General features: G+C 62.1%; 13 protein-coding genes. 11 read left to right on the top strand and 2 right to left on the bottom strand.

The features are described from left to right. Positions 1-84: 84 nt before the first annotated feature. The 4 genes from radA to FHX10_RS13705 all read left to right on the top strand — a co-directional run bounded on the left by radA (position 85) and on the right by FHX10_RS13705 (position 4,672). The gene (gene radA, locus FHX10_RS13720; protein WP_028756957.1) at positions 85-1,485 is read left to right on the top strand and encodes a DNA repair protein RadA; all 1,401 of its coding nucleotides are present in this window, start codon (positions 85-87) and stop codon (positions 1,483-1,485) included. A 90-nt stretch (positions 1,486-1,575) separates the two neighbouring features. Next, a complete protein-coding gene (locus FHX10_RS13715) occupies positions 1,576-2,202 on the top strand; it encodes a CvpA family protein (protein ID WP_028756958.1) in 627 nt (208 codons plus the stop codon). A 148-nt stretch (positions 2,203-2,350) separates the two neighbouring features. Beyond that, positions 2,351-3,841 carry an amidophosphoribosyltransferase gene (gene purF / locus FHX10_RS13710; protein WP_028756959.1) on the top strand — a complete coding sequence of 497 codons (1,491 nt, stop codon included), beginning with the start codon at positions 2,351-2,353 and terminating at the stop codon, positions 3,839-3,841. Positions 3,842-3,931: 90 nt separating this feature from the next. Continuing rightward, positions 3,932-4,672, top strand: a complete 741-nt coding sequence (locus FHX10_RS13705; RefSeq protein ID WP_028756960.1) for an SDR family NAD(P)-dependent oxidoreductase — start codon at positions 3,932-3,934, stop codon at positions 4,670-4,672. Between the two features lie 25 nt (positions 4,673-4,697). On the opposite strand, the gene FHX10_RS13700 is transcribed toward FHX10_RS13705, so the two are convergent. After that, positions 4,698-5,447 (bottom strand): GH25 family lysozyme, encoded by a 750-nt coding sequence (locus FHX10_RS13700; protein WP_028756961.1) that lies wholly within the window; start codon positions 5,445-5,447, stop codon positions 4,698-4,700. 298 nt (positions 5,448-5,745) lie between these two features. Here FHX10_RS13700 and cysS point away from each other — a divergent pair, with 298 nt between their 5' ends. From cysS to rarD, 7 genes are all read left to right on the top strand, one after another. After that, positions 5,746-7,137 carry a cysteine--tRNA ligase gene (gene cysS / locus FHX10_RS13695; protein WP_063474254.1) on the top strand — a complete coding sequence of 464 codons (1,392 nt, stop codon included), beginning with the start codon at positions 5,746-5,748 and terminating at the stop codon, positions 7,135-7,137. Next, positions 7,134-7,610, top strand: a complete 477-nt coding sequence (locus tag FHX10_RS13690) for a GFA family protein (RefSeq protein ID WP_184389515.1) — start codon at positions 7,134-7,136, stop codon at positions 7,608-7,610. Before cysS ends, FHX10_RS13690 begins: the two co-directional genes overlap by 4 nt. Further along, on the top strand, positions 7,607-8,095 hold the full coding sequence (locus FHX10_RS13685) for a GFA family protein (RefSeq protein WP_183905319.1): 489 nt from the start codon (positions 7,607-7,609) through the stop codon (positions 8,093-8,095). Before FHX10_RS13690 ends, FHX10_RS13685 begins: the two co-directional genes overlap by 4 nt. After that, entirely contained in the window at positions 8,092-8,568 is a 477-nt protein-coding gene (locus tag FHX10_RS13680) for a GFA family protein (protein WP_047616299.1), read from the top strand. Before FHX10_RS13685 ends, FHX10_RS13680 begins: the two co-directional genes overlap by 4 nt. Beyond that, positions 8,565-9,524 carry a prolyl aminopeptidase gene (gene pip / locus FHX10_RS13675; RefSeq protein WP_028756966.1) on the top strand — a complete coding sequence of 320 codons (960 nt, stop codon included), beginning with the start codon at positions 8,565-8,567 and terminating at the stop codon, positions 9,522-9,524. The genes FHX10_RS13680 and pip overlap by 4 nt, the downstream gene beginning before the upstream one ends. A 163-nt stretch (positions 9,525-9,687) precedes the next feature. Beyond that, entirely contained in the window at positions 9,688-11,301 is a 1,614-nt protein-coding gene (gene cimA, locus FHX10_RS13670) for a citramalate synthase (RefSeq protein ID WP_047616297.1), read from the top strand. 189 nt (positions 11,302-11,490) lie between these two features. Beyond that, positions 11,491-12,405 carry an EamA family transporter RarD gene (gene rarD / locus FHX10_RS13665; RefSeq protein ID WP_097595046.1) on the top strand — a complete coding sequence of 305 codons (915 nt, stop codon included), beginning with the start codon at positions 11,491-11,493 and terminating at the stop codon, positions 12,403-12,405. Positions 12,406-12,511: 106 nt separating this feature from the next. Here the strand turns inward: rarD and FHX10_RS13660 are convergent, their stop codons facing one another. Continuing rightward, positions 12,512-13,135, bottom strand: coding sequence for a TIGR00730 family Rossman fold protein (locus tag FHX10_RS13660; RefSeq protein WP_080759971.1), 624 nt, complete (start codon positions 13,133-13,135; stop codon positions 12,512-12,514). Positions 13,136-13,160 lie beyond the last annotated feature (25 nt).

Below are 13,160 nucleotides of genomic sequence, written 5' to 3'. Positions count from 1 at the left end.
GATAGCCATTATCTCAAGCACGACAATGATTCGATGAAGCGGCGCGTCTGCTTGCCTCGGGAACCCGGACTGAAAGAGTAATTGATGGCGAAGGCCAGGACACAATTCATCTGCCAGAATTGCGGCACGGTTCATAACCGCTGGGCCGGCAAATGCGAAAACTGCGGCGAGTGGAACACCATCGTCGAAGAGGACCCGATGGGCGGGATCGGCTCCGGTCCGGGCAAGACGCCGAAAAAGGGCCGCCCGGTGGCGCTGACGGCGCTATCCGGCGAGATCGAGGAGGCGCCGCGCATCCACACCGCCATGTCGGAGCTCGACCGGGCGCTTGGCGGCGGCTTCGTGCGCGGCTCGGCGGTGCTGATCGGCGGCGATCCCGGCATCGGCAAATCGACGCTGCTGATGCAGGCGGCCGCCGCCCTTGCACGGCGCGGCCACAAGATCATCTACGTCTCCGGCGAAGAAGCCGTAGCGCAGGTCCGGCTGCGGGCGCAACGCCTCGCGGCGGCCGATACCGACGTGATGCTGGCGGCCGAAACCAATGTCGAGGATATTCTGGCGACCCTCGCCGAGGGCAAGCGGCCGGACCTCGTCATCATCGATTCGATCCAGACGCTTTGGAGCGAACTGGCCGAATCCGCGCCGGGAACGGTGACGCAGGTGCGCACCGGTGTGCAGGCGATGATCCGTTTCGCCAAGCAGACGGGGGCCGCCATGGTGCTCGTCGGGCATGTGACCAAGGACGGGCAGATCGCCGGCCCGCGCGTCGTCGAACACATGGTCGATGCCGTGCTCTATTTCGAAGGCGATCGCGGCCATCACTACCGCATCCTGCGCACGGTCAAGAACCGCTTCGGCCCGACCGACGAGATCGGCGTCTTCGAAATGTCCGACAAGGGCTTGCGCGAAGTCGCCAACCCGTCGGAGCTCTTCCTCGGCGAGCGCAACGAAAAATCGCCAGGTGCTGCCGTCTTTGCCGGCATGGAAGGCACGCGTCCGGTGCTCGTCGAGGTGCAGGCGCTGGTGGCGCCGACCTCGCTTGGCACGCCGCGGCGCGCCGTGGTCGGCTGGGATTCGGCCCGGCTATCGATGATCCTGGCCGTGCTCGAAGCCCATTGCGGCGTCCGGCTCGGCCAGCACGACGTCTACCTCAACGTTGCCGGCGGTTACCGCATCACCGAACCGGCGGCCGATCTGGCCGTCGCTTCGGCGCTCGTTTCCTCGCTTGCCGGTATTGCCCTTCCTGCCGATTGCGTCTATTTCGGCGAAGTCAGCCTGTCGGGCGCCATCCGGCCGGTTGCGCACACCGCCCAGCGCCTCAAGGAAGCCGAGAAGCTGGGTTTTTCCGCAGCATTGCTTCCATCCGCCTCCGCCGAATTGCCGAAGGGTTCCGGCGGGCGCTGGAGCGAGGTCGAAAGCCTGCCGGATCTGGTCGCGCGCATCGCCGGGTCGAAGGGGGCGTTGCGTGTGGAAGACGAGGTTTGATCCTTTCATTGCCAAGATTGGTGATGATATAGGAGGCACACGATAAGGCACGACACGGCCGCCAAGCGGCAGTCCTGGAGTTGAATATACATGCCCATTACGATTTTCGACGGTATTGTCATCGGCGTCGTGCTCTTCTCCGCCGTGCTGGCGATGGTCCGCGGCTTTTCGCGCGAGATCCTCTCGATCGCGAGTTGGGGCGGTTCGGCGGCGGCGGCCTACTACCTCTATCCCTACCTGCTGCCCTATGCGAAGAAATACACCGATGACGACCGCATTGCGATCATCGGTTCGGCAGCGGTCGTCTTCCTGATCGCGCTCATCGTCATCTCCTTCATCACGATGAAGATCGCCGATTTCATCATCGACAGCCGCGTCGGCGCGCTTGATCGCACGCTCGGTTTCCTGTTCGGGGCAGCCCGCGGCGTGCTGCTGCTTGTCGTTGCCGTCGCCTTCTGGAACTGGCTGGTCGATGTCGATCACCGCCCGGCCTGGGTCAACGAAGCCAAATCGAAGCCCTTCCTGGATTCGATGGTCGTGAAGCTGAAATCGGCTCTGCCGGAGCAATTTGCCCAGATGATACCGGCGAGCATCCGTGATAAGCTTCAGCCGCAGGCACAGGGCACTGAGGGTACCACGCCGCCGACGGGCGACCAGGCTCCGGCGGAAGACGCACCGAATGCGCCTGCAGACGGCGCACAGCAGCCGGCGAATTGACACAGTGTTCAAGAGCTTGACCCGCCTTAAGGCAATTGCCATTTGAGCGGAATGTGAATGAGGGTCCGGTCGGGCATTCCAGCTCCGCCGGGCTTCCGTTATTTCTGGAAATGCCGATCCATTCTTGTGAGAGCAGAGGCCCGCAGAAATGAACCAGTCCCATGCCATCCCGACCGACGATCCGCTCGACGGAGATACGCTGCATGAAGAATGCGGGGTATTCGGAATTTTGGGACATCCCGATGCCGCAGCGCTCACGGCGCTTGGCCTGCATGCGCTTCAGCATCGCGGACAGGAAGCGGCCGGCATCGTCTCCTTCGACGGCAAGCGCTTTTATCAAGAGCGCCATATGGGCCTCGTCGGCGACCACTATACCAATCCGATGACGCTCGCCCGCCTACCCGGCAGCATGTCGATCGGCCATACGCGCTACTCGACGACAGGCGAAGTGGCAATGCGCAACGTGCAGCCGCTCTTTGCCGAACTGGAAGAAGGCGGCATCGCCATTGCCCATAACGGCAATTTCACCAACGGGTTGACGCTGCGCCGCCAGATCATCGCCACCGGCGCCATCTGTCAGTCCACCTCCGACACGGAAGTTGTCCTCCACCTCATTGCCCGCTCGCGCCATGCGTCCACATCCGACCGCTTCATCGATGCGATCCGCCAGATGGAAGGCGGCTATTCGATGCTCGCCATGACGCGCACGAAGCTGATTGCCGCCCGTGACCCCACAGGCATCCGCCCGCTCGTGCTGGGCGAACTCGACGGCAAGCCGATCTTCTGCTCGGAAACCTGCGCGCTCGATATCATCGGCGCCAAGTTCATCCGCGACGTGGAAAACGGCGAAGTCGTCATCTGCGAAATCCAGCCCGACGGCTCGATCAGCATCGATGCGCGCAAGCCCAGCAAGCCGCAGCCGGAGCGCCTCTGCCTGTTCGAATATGTCTATTTCGCCCGGCCGGATTCGGTCGTCGGCGGCCGCAACGTCTATACGACGCGCAAGAACATGGGCATGAACCTCGCCAAGGAATCGCCCGTCGATGCCGACGTGATCGTGCCGGTGCCGGATGGCGGCACGCCAGCAGCGCTCGGCTATGCCCAGCAGAGCGGCATTCCCTTCGAATACGGTATCATCCGCAACCATTATGTCGGCCGTACCTTCATCGAGCCGACGCAGCAGATCCGCGCCTTCGGCGTGAAGCTGAAGCATTCGGCCAACCGGGCGATGATCGAAGGCAAGCGAGTGGTGCTGGTGGACGATTCCATCGTGCGCGGCACGACCTCTCTCAAGATCGTCCAGATGATCCGCGAAGCCGGCGCGCGCGAAGTCCATGTCCGCGTCGCAAGCCCGATGATCTTCTTCCCGGATTTCTACGGCATCGACACGCCCGATGCCGAAAAGCTGCTGGCAAACCAGTATGCCGATGTCGAAGCCATGGCCAAATATATCGGTGCGGATTCGCTGGCTTTCCTGTCGATCAACGGGCTTTACCGCGCCGTCGGCGGCGAGGATCGCAATCCGGCCCGGCCGCAATTCACCGATCACTATTTCACCGGTGACTACCCGACCCGCCTACTCGACAAGAACGGCGAGTCGATGGGCAACAAGCTTTCGATGCTTGCCAGCAACGGCTGACAAGCAACGGCTGACCGGGGCCGGCTTTCCTATCATCCATCCCGGAGGGGTTCACCGCACCCCTCTCCCTTCGTCGGGGAATACGACATCATGAACATCAATCTTGAGGGCAAGATCGCACTCGTCACCGGCGCGTCGCGCGGCATCGGCTATTTCACGGCGCTGGAACTGGCCAAAGCCGGCGCCCATGTGATTGCCTGCGCCCGCACGGTCGGCGGGCTCGAGGATCTCGACGATGCGATCAAGGCCGTCGGCGGCACGGCGACGCTCGTGCCCTTCGACCTTGCCGACATGAATGCGATCGATGCGCTCGGCGGCTCGATCTTCGAGCGCTGGGGCAAGCTCGACATCCTCGTCGCCAATGCCGGCGTGCTCGGCGTCATTTCGCCGATCGGCCATATCGAAGCGAAAGTGTTCGAGAAGGTGATGAGCATCAACGTCACCGCGACATGGCGGCTGATCCGCTCGGTCGATCCGCTGCTCGCCCGTTCCGATGCCGGCCGAGCGGTCATCCTGTCTTCAGGCGCTGCCCATAAATGCCGCCCCTTCTGGGGCGCCTATTCTGCCTCCAAGGCCGCCGTCGAGGCGCTGGCGCGCACATGGGCGGGCGAAAGTCAAAGCACACCGCTGCGGATCACCAGCGTCGATCCCGGCGCGACACGCACCGCGATGCGGGCGCAGGCGGTCCCCGGCGAAGATCCGCAGACATTGCCGCATCCATCCGAAGTGGCGAAGGCGATCCTGCCGTTGCTCGGTCCCGGAGTAACGGAGACGGGCAAACTGTTTATGGTGCGGGAAAACAAGCTCGTCGATTACCGGCTGCCGGAATAGAAAGACGCGCGGCGCTATAGACGTCTCACTTCGCAGCAACGGCCGGGAACAGATGCGCCAGGCCCGTTTCCGACGGGCATAGGACGTTGAGATCCACCGGTCCCTGAATGCCGTCCAATGTGCCGTTATCGGCAAATTGCCAGATCGACCAACGGCTGCATTCTTCCTGCCTCGGCTCCCTGAACACGCTTCGCAGCCACAGGTAATGATCGGGGAAGCGGGATTCATTGCCTTTCAGATATTGATCGAAGAATTCCTGCGTGACGTAAAAGATAGGCTTTTCGGGAAAGGTGACTTTCAGTTCGGCGAAGAAGGCGCTCACCTCGGCCGCCATTTCCTCGAGCGTCGGGACTCTGTTGCAATTGCCGACAAACTCCAGATCGACGGCGATGGGCAGGGTTCCCTGCTCCTTCGGCACGGTCGCCAGGACATTCTGCGCCTGATCCCTGCCCGGGCGGCAGAAGGTGAAGAAATGATAAGCGCCCCTGACCACGCCGGCATCTCTGGCGCGCTGCCAGTTGTCGGCGAATTTGGAATCCCGATGATCTCCCCCTTCGGTCGCCTTCATGAAGGCGAAGCGGACATTCGCCTGCGTAGCGACCGCCTTCCAATCGATATCACCCTGGTGATGGCTGACATCGATGCCTTGGATCGGATAGCTGTCGAGAGAGGGATTGTTGAAGCGAAGCATCCCGAAATCGTATGCCAGATATGCCGCGAATGCGACCACCAGAATTGCAGTTGCTCCGATCGTCGATCGAGCCAGTTTCCGCATCCCTTCCCCCCAATTTTCGACAGCTTCTCATCTGGCTATGCGAGATTTGCGCCGCGAAAATGGCAGAATCGGATGGATGGATCCTGTTGCCGCCGATCGCTCTTCGTCCCCCTTGACCGGAAGCGCGAACCGGGCCATAAAACCCGCCATGAAAACGGTTATCTGCATTATCTGCCGGAAGATTATTCGCTAGCGCGAGCGCTGGCCCGGCCGTTTTCGTCTCCCAAATAGTCAAGATGCGAAACGCCCCGGTCCGCCGGTCGCATTATTTTTCTGATCGTGCCTTTGGGAGAGTGGAATGGACGCGACGCCGGAACTGAAGCTGTACAACACGCTGACACGGGAAAAATCGGTGTTTTCGCCGATCGATCCCGACGCTGTCCGCATGTATGTCTGCGGGCCGACCGTCTACGACTTCGCTCATATCGGCAATGCCCGGCCGGTCATCGTCTTCGATGTGCTGTTCCGGCTGCTGCGTCATGTCTACGGCAAAGACCACGTCATTTACGCCCGCAACATCACCGACGTCGATGACAAGATCAATGCGCGCGCACTTCGGGACCACCCGGGCCTGCCACTCAATGAGGCGATCCGCGCGGTCACCGAAAAAACCGAAACGCAATTTCACGCCGATGTCGCCGAACTCGGCTGCCTGGAGCCGGATTTCGAACCGCGCGCCACCGACAACATCGCCGAGATGATCGAGATCATCGAGAAGCTGATCGGTAACGGCCATGCCTATGTCGCATCGGGCGAAGTGCTGTTCGACACCAAATCCATGGCGGATTACGGTCAGCTTTCGAAGCGTCCGCTCGACGAGCAGCAGGCAGGTGCGCGCATCGCCGTCGACGCGCATAAGAAGAACCCGGGCGATTTCGTGCTCTGGAAACTGTCGAGCCACAACGAGCCCGGCTGGGAGAGCCCGTGGGGCCGCGGCCGGCCTGGATGGCACATCGAATGCTCTGCGATGAGCAAGCGTTATCTCGGCGATGTCTTCGACATTCACGGCGGCGGGCTGGACCTGATCTTCCCGCACCATGAAAACGAGATCGCCCAGTCGCGCTGCGCCCATGGTACCCAAGTGATGGCGAATGTCTGGATGCATAACGGGTTCCTGCAGGTCGAAGGCCGCAAGATGTCGAAATCCGAAGGCAATTTCGTCACCATCCACGAATTGCTGCACACGGATACTTTCGGCGGCCGCCAATGGCCGGGCCAGGTGCTGCGCCTTGCCATGCTGATGACGCATTACCGCGAGCCGATCGATTTCTCGATCAAGCGACTGGAAGAGGCCGAACGTCTGCTCGCCAAATGGCCGGCCACAGAAGCCGGCGACGCGGCGCCCGATGAAAGCGTGCTGAATGCGCTGGCGGACGATCTCAACACGGTGGCGGCGGTGCAGGCATTGCATGCACTGGCGCAGGCCGCCCATACGGATCCCGCCGTGGGCGCCACCTTTGCGGCAACGGCCGACCTTCTGGGCCTGCTGCCGAAAAAGATGGAGATCGACGAAGCCGTCGCATCGGCGATCGATGCGCTGGTCGCCATGCGTCTCGAAATGCTGAAGGCGAAGAACTTCACCGAGGCCGACAAGATCCGCGACGAACTGACGGCAAAGGGTATCCAGCTGAAAGACGGCAAGGATCCGGTGACAGGCGAGCGCGTGACGACGTGGGAGGTCAAGAGATGACCACCTACACCGGCGGCTGCCAATGCGGGACGATCCGTTTCCGGGTCAGCGGGGACATCAAGGATTCGTCGATCTGTCATTGCCGCATGTGCCAGAAGGCGTTCGGGGCTTATTATGCGCCGCTGGTCTCGGTGCGCGGTGCCGATTTCGAATGGACCCGCGGAGAGCGGAAAAGATTTCGCTCTTCCAATTTCGTCGAGCGCGGCTTCTGCGGCGATTGCGGCACGCCGCTCACCTACGAAGCGCCGGATGGAATGGCGATTGCCGCGGGCGCCTTCGACGATCCTTCGGCGTTTCCGCCGCTGGTCCGATTCGGCGTCGAGGGCAAGATCGGTTTCGTCGATCATCTGCACGAATTGCCGGGGCACAGGACGGAGGAGGATGTGCAAGCCGCTCCCTTCCTGCTCGAGCTTGTCTCCTACCAGCATCCAGATCATGAGACGCAGGCATGCCCCCCCAAGGAGCTCGAATGACGACGGAAACGGACAAAAGCGGCGGGTGCCAATGCGGGGCGGTGCGTTACCGCGCCAAAGGCGAACTCGGCTATCCCCATCTTTGCCATTGCCGCATGTGTCAGAAGGCGGCCGGCAATTATTTCATGCCGCTGGCCGGCGTGAAGCGCAGCGATTTCACCATGACGCGCGGCGCGCCAAAATGGTTCCAGTCCTCGGATCTGGTGCGGCGCGGTTTCTGCGGCGATTGCGGCACGCCGCTGTTCTACGACATTCCGGGCGAAGGCTTCATCAACCTCACGCTCGGCTCGCTCGACGAGCCCGACGCGGTCAGGCCGGTGGCGCAATCGAATACCGGCCAGAAGATGTCCTGGTTTCATGCGCTGGACGGCCTGCCGCTCGAACCGGAGCCTGAGACGCCCGACCGCGAGAATGCGATCGCGGCGAGCAATCATCAGCACCCCGACCACGACACGAAAAGCTGGCCTTTCGGAGAGACCTCATGACGGACACGATCAAGACAGGCGGATGCCAGTGCGGCGCCGTGCGCTTCCGCATCTCAGGCAAGTTGGGGCGTCCCTCGATCTGCCATTGCCGCATGTGCCAGAAGCAGTTCGGCGGCTTTTTCTCGGCGCTCGTCACCGCGCCTGAGGAAGGCATGGAGTGGACGCGCGGCGAGCCGAGCTACTTCCAGTCCTCGGTCAATATCGATCGCGGCTTCTGCAGCAATTGCGGCACCCCGATGACCTATCGTCATCCGGGCGGACTGGAGCTTGCGATCGGCACCTTCGACGACCGCGGCGACCTCGCACCGCTGATCCAGGTCAACTACGAGGCCCGCCTGCCCTGGGTCGAGGAAATCTTCAAGGCGCCGGTGCTGAAGGATCAGGATTTCTACGCCCGGCAGGAGGCGATCATCTCCTTCCAGCATCCCGATCACGACACAGAAGTCTGGCCCGCGAAAGGCGTGAAGATATGACCGAGATCCTGCGCACGCTCTATCCGGAAATCGAACCCTATGCGTCCGGCCATCTCGATGTCGGCGACGGCCATGTGATCTATTGGGAGCGCTCCGGTACGCCTGGCGCCAAGCCCGCCGTCTTCCTCCATGGCGGTCCGGGCGGCGGTTTTTCGCCCGCACACCGCCGGCTTTTCGATCCCGCGCTTTACGACGTCATGCTGTTCGACCAGCGCGGTTGCGGCAGGTCGACGCCGCATGCGGATCTCAATGCCAACACGACCTGGCACCTCGTCGCCGATATCGAGCGGCTGCGCGAAATGGCCGGCGTCGACAGCTGGCAGGTGTTCGGCGGCTCCTGGGGTTCTACGCTGGCGCTCGCCTATGCCGAGACGCATCCGCAGCACGTGTCCGAGCTCATCCTGCGCGGTATCTACACGCTGACCAAGGCCGAGCTCGACTGGTACTATCAATTCGGCGTCTCAGAAATGTTCCCGGATAAGTGGGAGCGCTTCATCGCTCCCATTCCGCCGGAAGAGCGGCATGAGATGATGCATGCCTATCATCGCCGCCTGACGCACGAGGATAGGAAGGTGCGCCTCGAGGCCGCGCAGGCCTGGAGTATCTGGGAAGGCGAAACGATCACGCTGCTGCCCGAACCTTCGACGAGCGGCAAGTTCGAGGAGCCGGAATTCGCCTATGCCTTTGCGCGCATCGAGAACCATTTCTTCGTCAATGCCGGCTGGATGGACGAGGGACAGCTGATCCGCGATGCCGGCAGGCTCAAGGATATTCCCGGCGTCATCGTGCATGGCCGCTACGACATGCCCTGCCCGGCTAGATATGCCTGGCAGTTGCACAAGGCCTGGCCGAAGGCGGAGTTCCACCTGATCGAGGGTGCGGGCCATGCCTATTCGGAGCCCGGGATTCTCGATCGGCTGATCCGGGCGACGGATCAGTTTGCCGGGAAGGCATAAGCCACACCGTAAAGCCCCCTCACCCTAACCCTCTCCCCGAGGGGAGAGGGGACAAGGCGAACGACGTGGCTACCCCTCTCCCCTCGGAGAGAAGGTGCCCGTAGCGCGGATGAGGGGGCATCCGCACGACAGAAACAACACCCGCTTGGCGGGAGGAAACGACATGAAAGAACGCATCTATCTCTTTGACACGACGCTCCGGGACGGGCAGCAGACGCCCGGCATCGATTTCTCCGTCGAGGATAAGATTGCGATCGCCGCCATGCTGGACGAGTTCGGCCTTGATTATGTCGAGGGCGGATATCCCGGCGCCAATCCGACGGATACTGCCTTCTTCGGCGAGAAGCGCACCAGCCGGGCCAGTTTCGTCGCCTTCGGCATGACGAAACGGGCAGGCATTTCGGTGTCCAACGATCCCGGCATTGCAGGGCTCTTGCAGGCCAAGAGCGACGCCATCTGTTTCGTCGCCAAGAGCTGGGACTATCACGTCGCGGTGGCGCTCGGCTGCACCAATGAAGAAAACCTCGAATGCATTGGCGAAAGCGTCAAAGCGGCGGTCGGCGCCGGCAAGGAGGCGATCGTCGACTGCGAACATTTCTTCGACGGCTTCAAGGCCAATCCGGCCTATGCGCTCGCCTGCGCCAAGACGGCCTATGAGAGCGGCGCACGCTGGGTCGTGCTCTGCGATACCAATGGCGGCACGCAGCCCCCGGAGGTGCGGGCGATCGTCGAGGCGGTGATCGCCTCGGGTGTTCCCGGCCACTGTCTTGGCATCCATGCACATAACGACACCGGCCAGGCGGTCGCCAATTCGCTTGCCGCGGTCGAAGCCGGCGTCCGGCAGATCCAGGGCACGCTGAACGGCATCGGCGAGCGCTGCGGCAATGCCAATCTGGTGACACTGATCCCGACCTTGGCGCTGAAGAGCGCCTACAATACACGTTTCGAAACGGCGATTGACGAGGAGCGGCTGCTCAACCTCACCCGGCTCTCGCATGCCTTCGACGAGTTGCTCAACCGCTCGCCCGATCACCAGATGCCCTATGTCGGCGCTTCCGCCTTCGCCACCAAGGCCGGCATCCACGCCTCGGCGCTGCTCAAGGATCCGCGCACCTATGAACATGTGCCGCCGGAAAGCGTCGGCAATTTCCGCAAGGTCATGGTGTCGGACCAGGGCGGCAAGGCAAACTTCATCAATGCGTTGAAACGGCGCGGCATCGAGGTCGCCAAGGACGATCCGAAGCTCGACCTGCTGATCTCGATCGTCAAGGAACGCGAGGCGACGGGCTATGCCTATGAGGGCGCGGATGCGAGCTTCGAGCTGCTGGCGCGCCGCACGCTCGGCACGATCCCCGAATTCTTCACCATCGACGGCTTCCGCGTCATGATCGAGCGCCGCTTCGACAGTCTTGGCCGTGTGAAGATCGTCTCGGAAGCGGTGGTCAAGATTACCATCGACGGCCAAACGCTGATGTCGGTTGCCGATGCCGAAGGTCCCGTCAACGCGCTCGACCTCGCGCTGCGCAAGGATTTCGGCAAGTACCAGCACGAGATCGACGATCTGGTGCTCGCCGATTTCAAGGTGCGTATCCTCAATGGCGGCACGGAGGCGATCACCCGCGTGCTGATCGAATCCACCGACAGCGACGGCGTGCGCTGGTGGACGGTCGGCGTCTCGGAGAACATCATCGACGCTTCGTTCCAGGCGCTGATGGATTCAGTCATCTATAAGCTGATGAAGAACCGGCAGCTGGCGGGCAAGATCGCGGCGGAATAAGTCTATTCCGCCGGTTCGGCGACAAGACCCATCCAAATACCGTTCGTCCCCTTCGGGCGTCGCCGCGGCCGATGCCGGCCGGCGTCTTGCGCTTCAGATCTTCTCACCCTTCATTCAACGAAATGAATTGGCCTATTCACGGCGCTTAAGCTAGGCCGGATCAGAAGAAGAACAAAGATGGAAACACCGATGTCGACCGATGCATCCCTTCCGTTGGCCAAGAACGAAGACAGTCCGCGCGGGTTCGCCTTCGCGCTGACGGCCTATCTGCTCTGGGGCTTCCTGCCGATCTACATGAAGGCGGTGGCGCATATTTCGCCGGCCGAGGTGATCGCCCATCGCATCGTCTGGTCGCTGCCGCTGGCAGGCCTAGTGCTGGTCGTGCTCGGACGCACCGGGGATATCCGTGCCGCGCTCCGCTCGCCGCGCATGCTGGCGATGGGGGCGCTGACGGCGTCGCTGATCACCGTCAACTGGGGCACCTATGTCTGGGCGATCGGCGCCGGCCATTCGCTCGATGCGGCGCTTGGCTATTTCATCAATCCGCTGTTCAGCATCTTTCTCGGCGCGGTGATCCTCAAGGAAAAGCTGCAGCCGCTGCAGATGGCGGCGATCGGACTGGCAGCCCTCGCCGTCGCCGTTCTCGCGCTGGATAGCGGCGGCATCCCGTGGGTGGCGCTGACGCTGGCAATCAGCTGGGGTTTTTATGCCCTGCTGCGCAAGACGCTGCCGCTCGGGCCGAACCAGGGCTTCTTCCTCGAAGTGCTGATCCTGAGCGGCCCGGCCCTGCTCTACATCCTCTATCTCGAATTCGGCAGCGGCCAGGGTCATCTCTACCGCACCGGCCTTGCCGACACGACCCTGCTGCTCGGCTGCGGCGTCATCACCGCCGTGCCGCTGATGATCTATGCGAACGGCGCCAAGCTCCTGAAGCTCTCGACGATCGGCATCATGCAGTATATCGCGCCGACAATGATCTTCCTGATCGCGGTTTTCGTCTTCCACGAGCCACTCGGCACGGCGCGCATGATCGCCTTCCCGCTGATCTGGGCGGGGCTGTTCCTCTATAGCTGGTCGATGCTGAAGGGGAGCCGCGGACGCTGAAGCGCCAAAGGGCGTCGCGTCAAACCGGAGTCACGCGACGCGCTTCAGGTCTTTGTTCTATGCATGCCGTTGTCCCAAAACCGCTGGGGCGACCTGCATTGAAACCCTACATCTTCGAAATCACGTCCTCCTCGCCGTCACGATCGGCGGCGAGCTGGGCTGCCTGGGCCATGATCGCCGGGATGATGCCGGAGATCTCGTCGACGACGAGCGGCTGAACCCGGTGGGCGGTGTGCAGGAAGCCCTCTTCGGTCATATGGCGCATCAGTTCCATCATCGGATCCCAGAAACCGTTGATGTTGGCGAAGACCATCGGCTTCTCGTGGCGGCCGAGCTGCGCCCAGGTCATGATCTCGACGATCTCCTCCAGCGTACCGATGCCGCCGGGCAGTGCGACGAAAGCATCGGAGCGCTCGAACATGGTGTGTTTGCGCGCGTGCATGTCAGGGGTTACAATGAGTTCGTTGAGCTGACCGAGCGAGTGGCGAGTCGCTTCCATATCGATCAGGAATTCGGGAATGATGCCCGTCACCTGACCGCCGCCTGAAAGAACACCGCTCGCAACCGCGCCCATGATGCCTTTGGTACCCCCGCCATAGACGAGGCGCAGGCCGTATTCGGCGATCTCTCTTCCGAGAGCACGCCCGGCCGCCATGTGGGAAGGATCGCGTCCCGGCCTTGAGCCGCAGTAAACGCAGATGGATCGAATCGATACAGATTGTTCGGTCATAGAGGCAAACAACTATTCCATTTCA

This window comes from Rhizobium sp. BK591, from assembly GCF_014195045.1.
Taxonomy (GTDB): Bacteria; Pseudomonadota; Alphaproteobacteria; order Rhizobiales; family Rhizobiaceae; genus Rhizobium; species Rhizobium anhuiense.
Note: the sequence above shows the minus strand (reverse complement) of the source record. Positions and strands in the feature narration are given on the sequence as shown.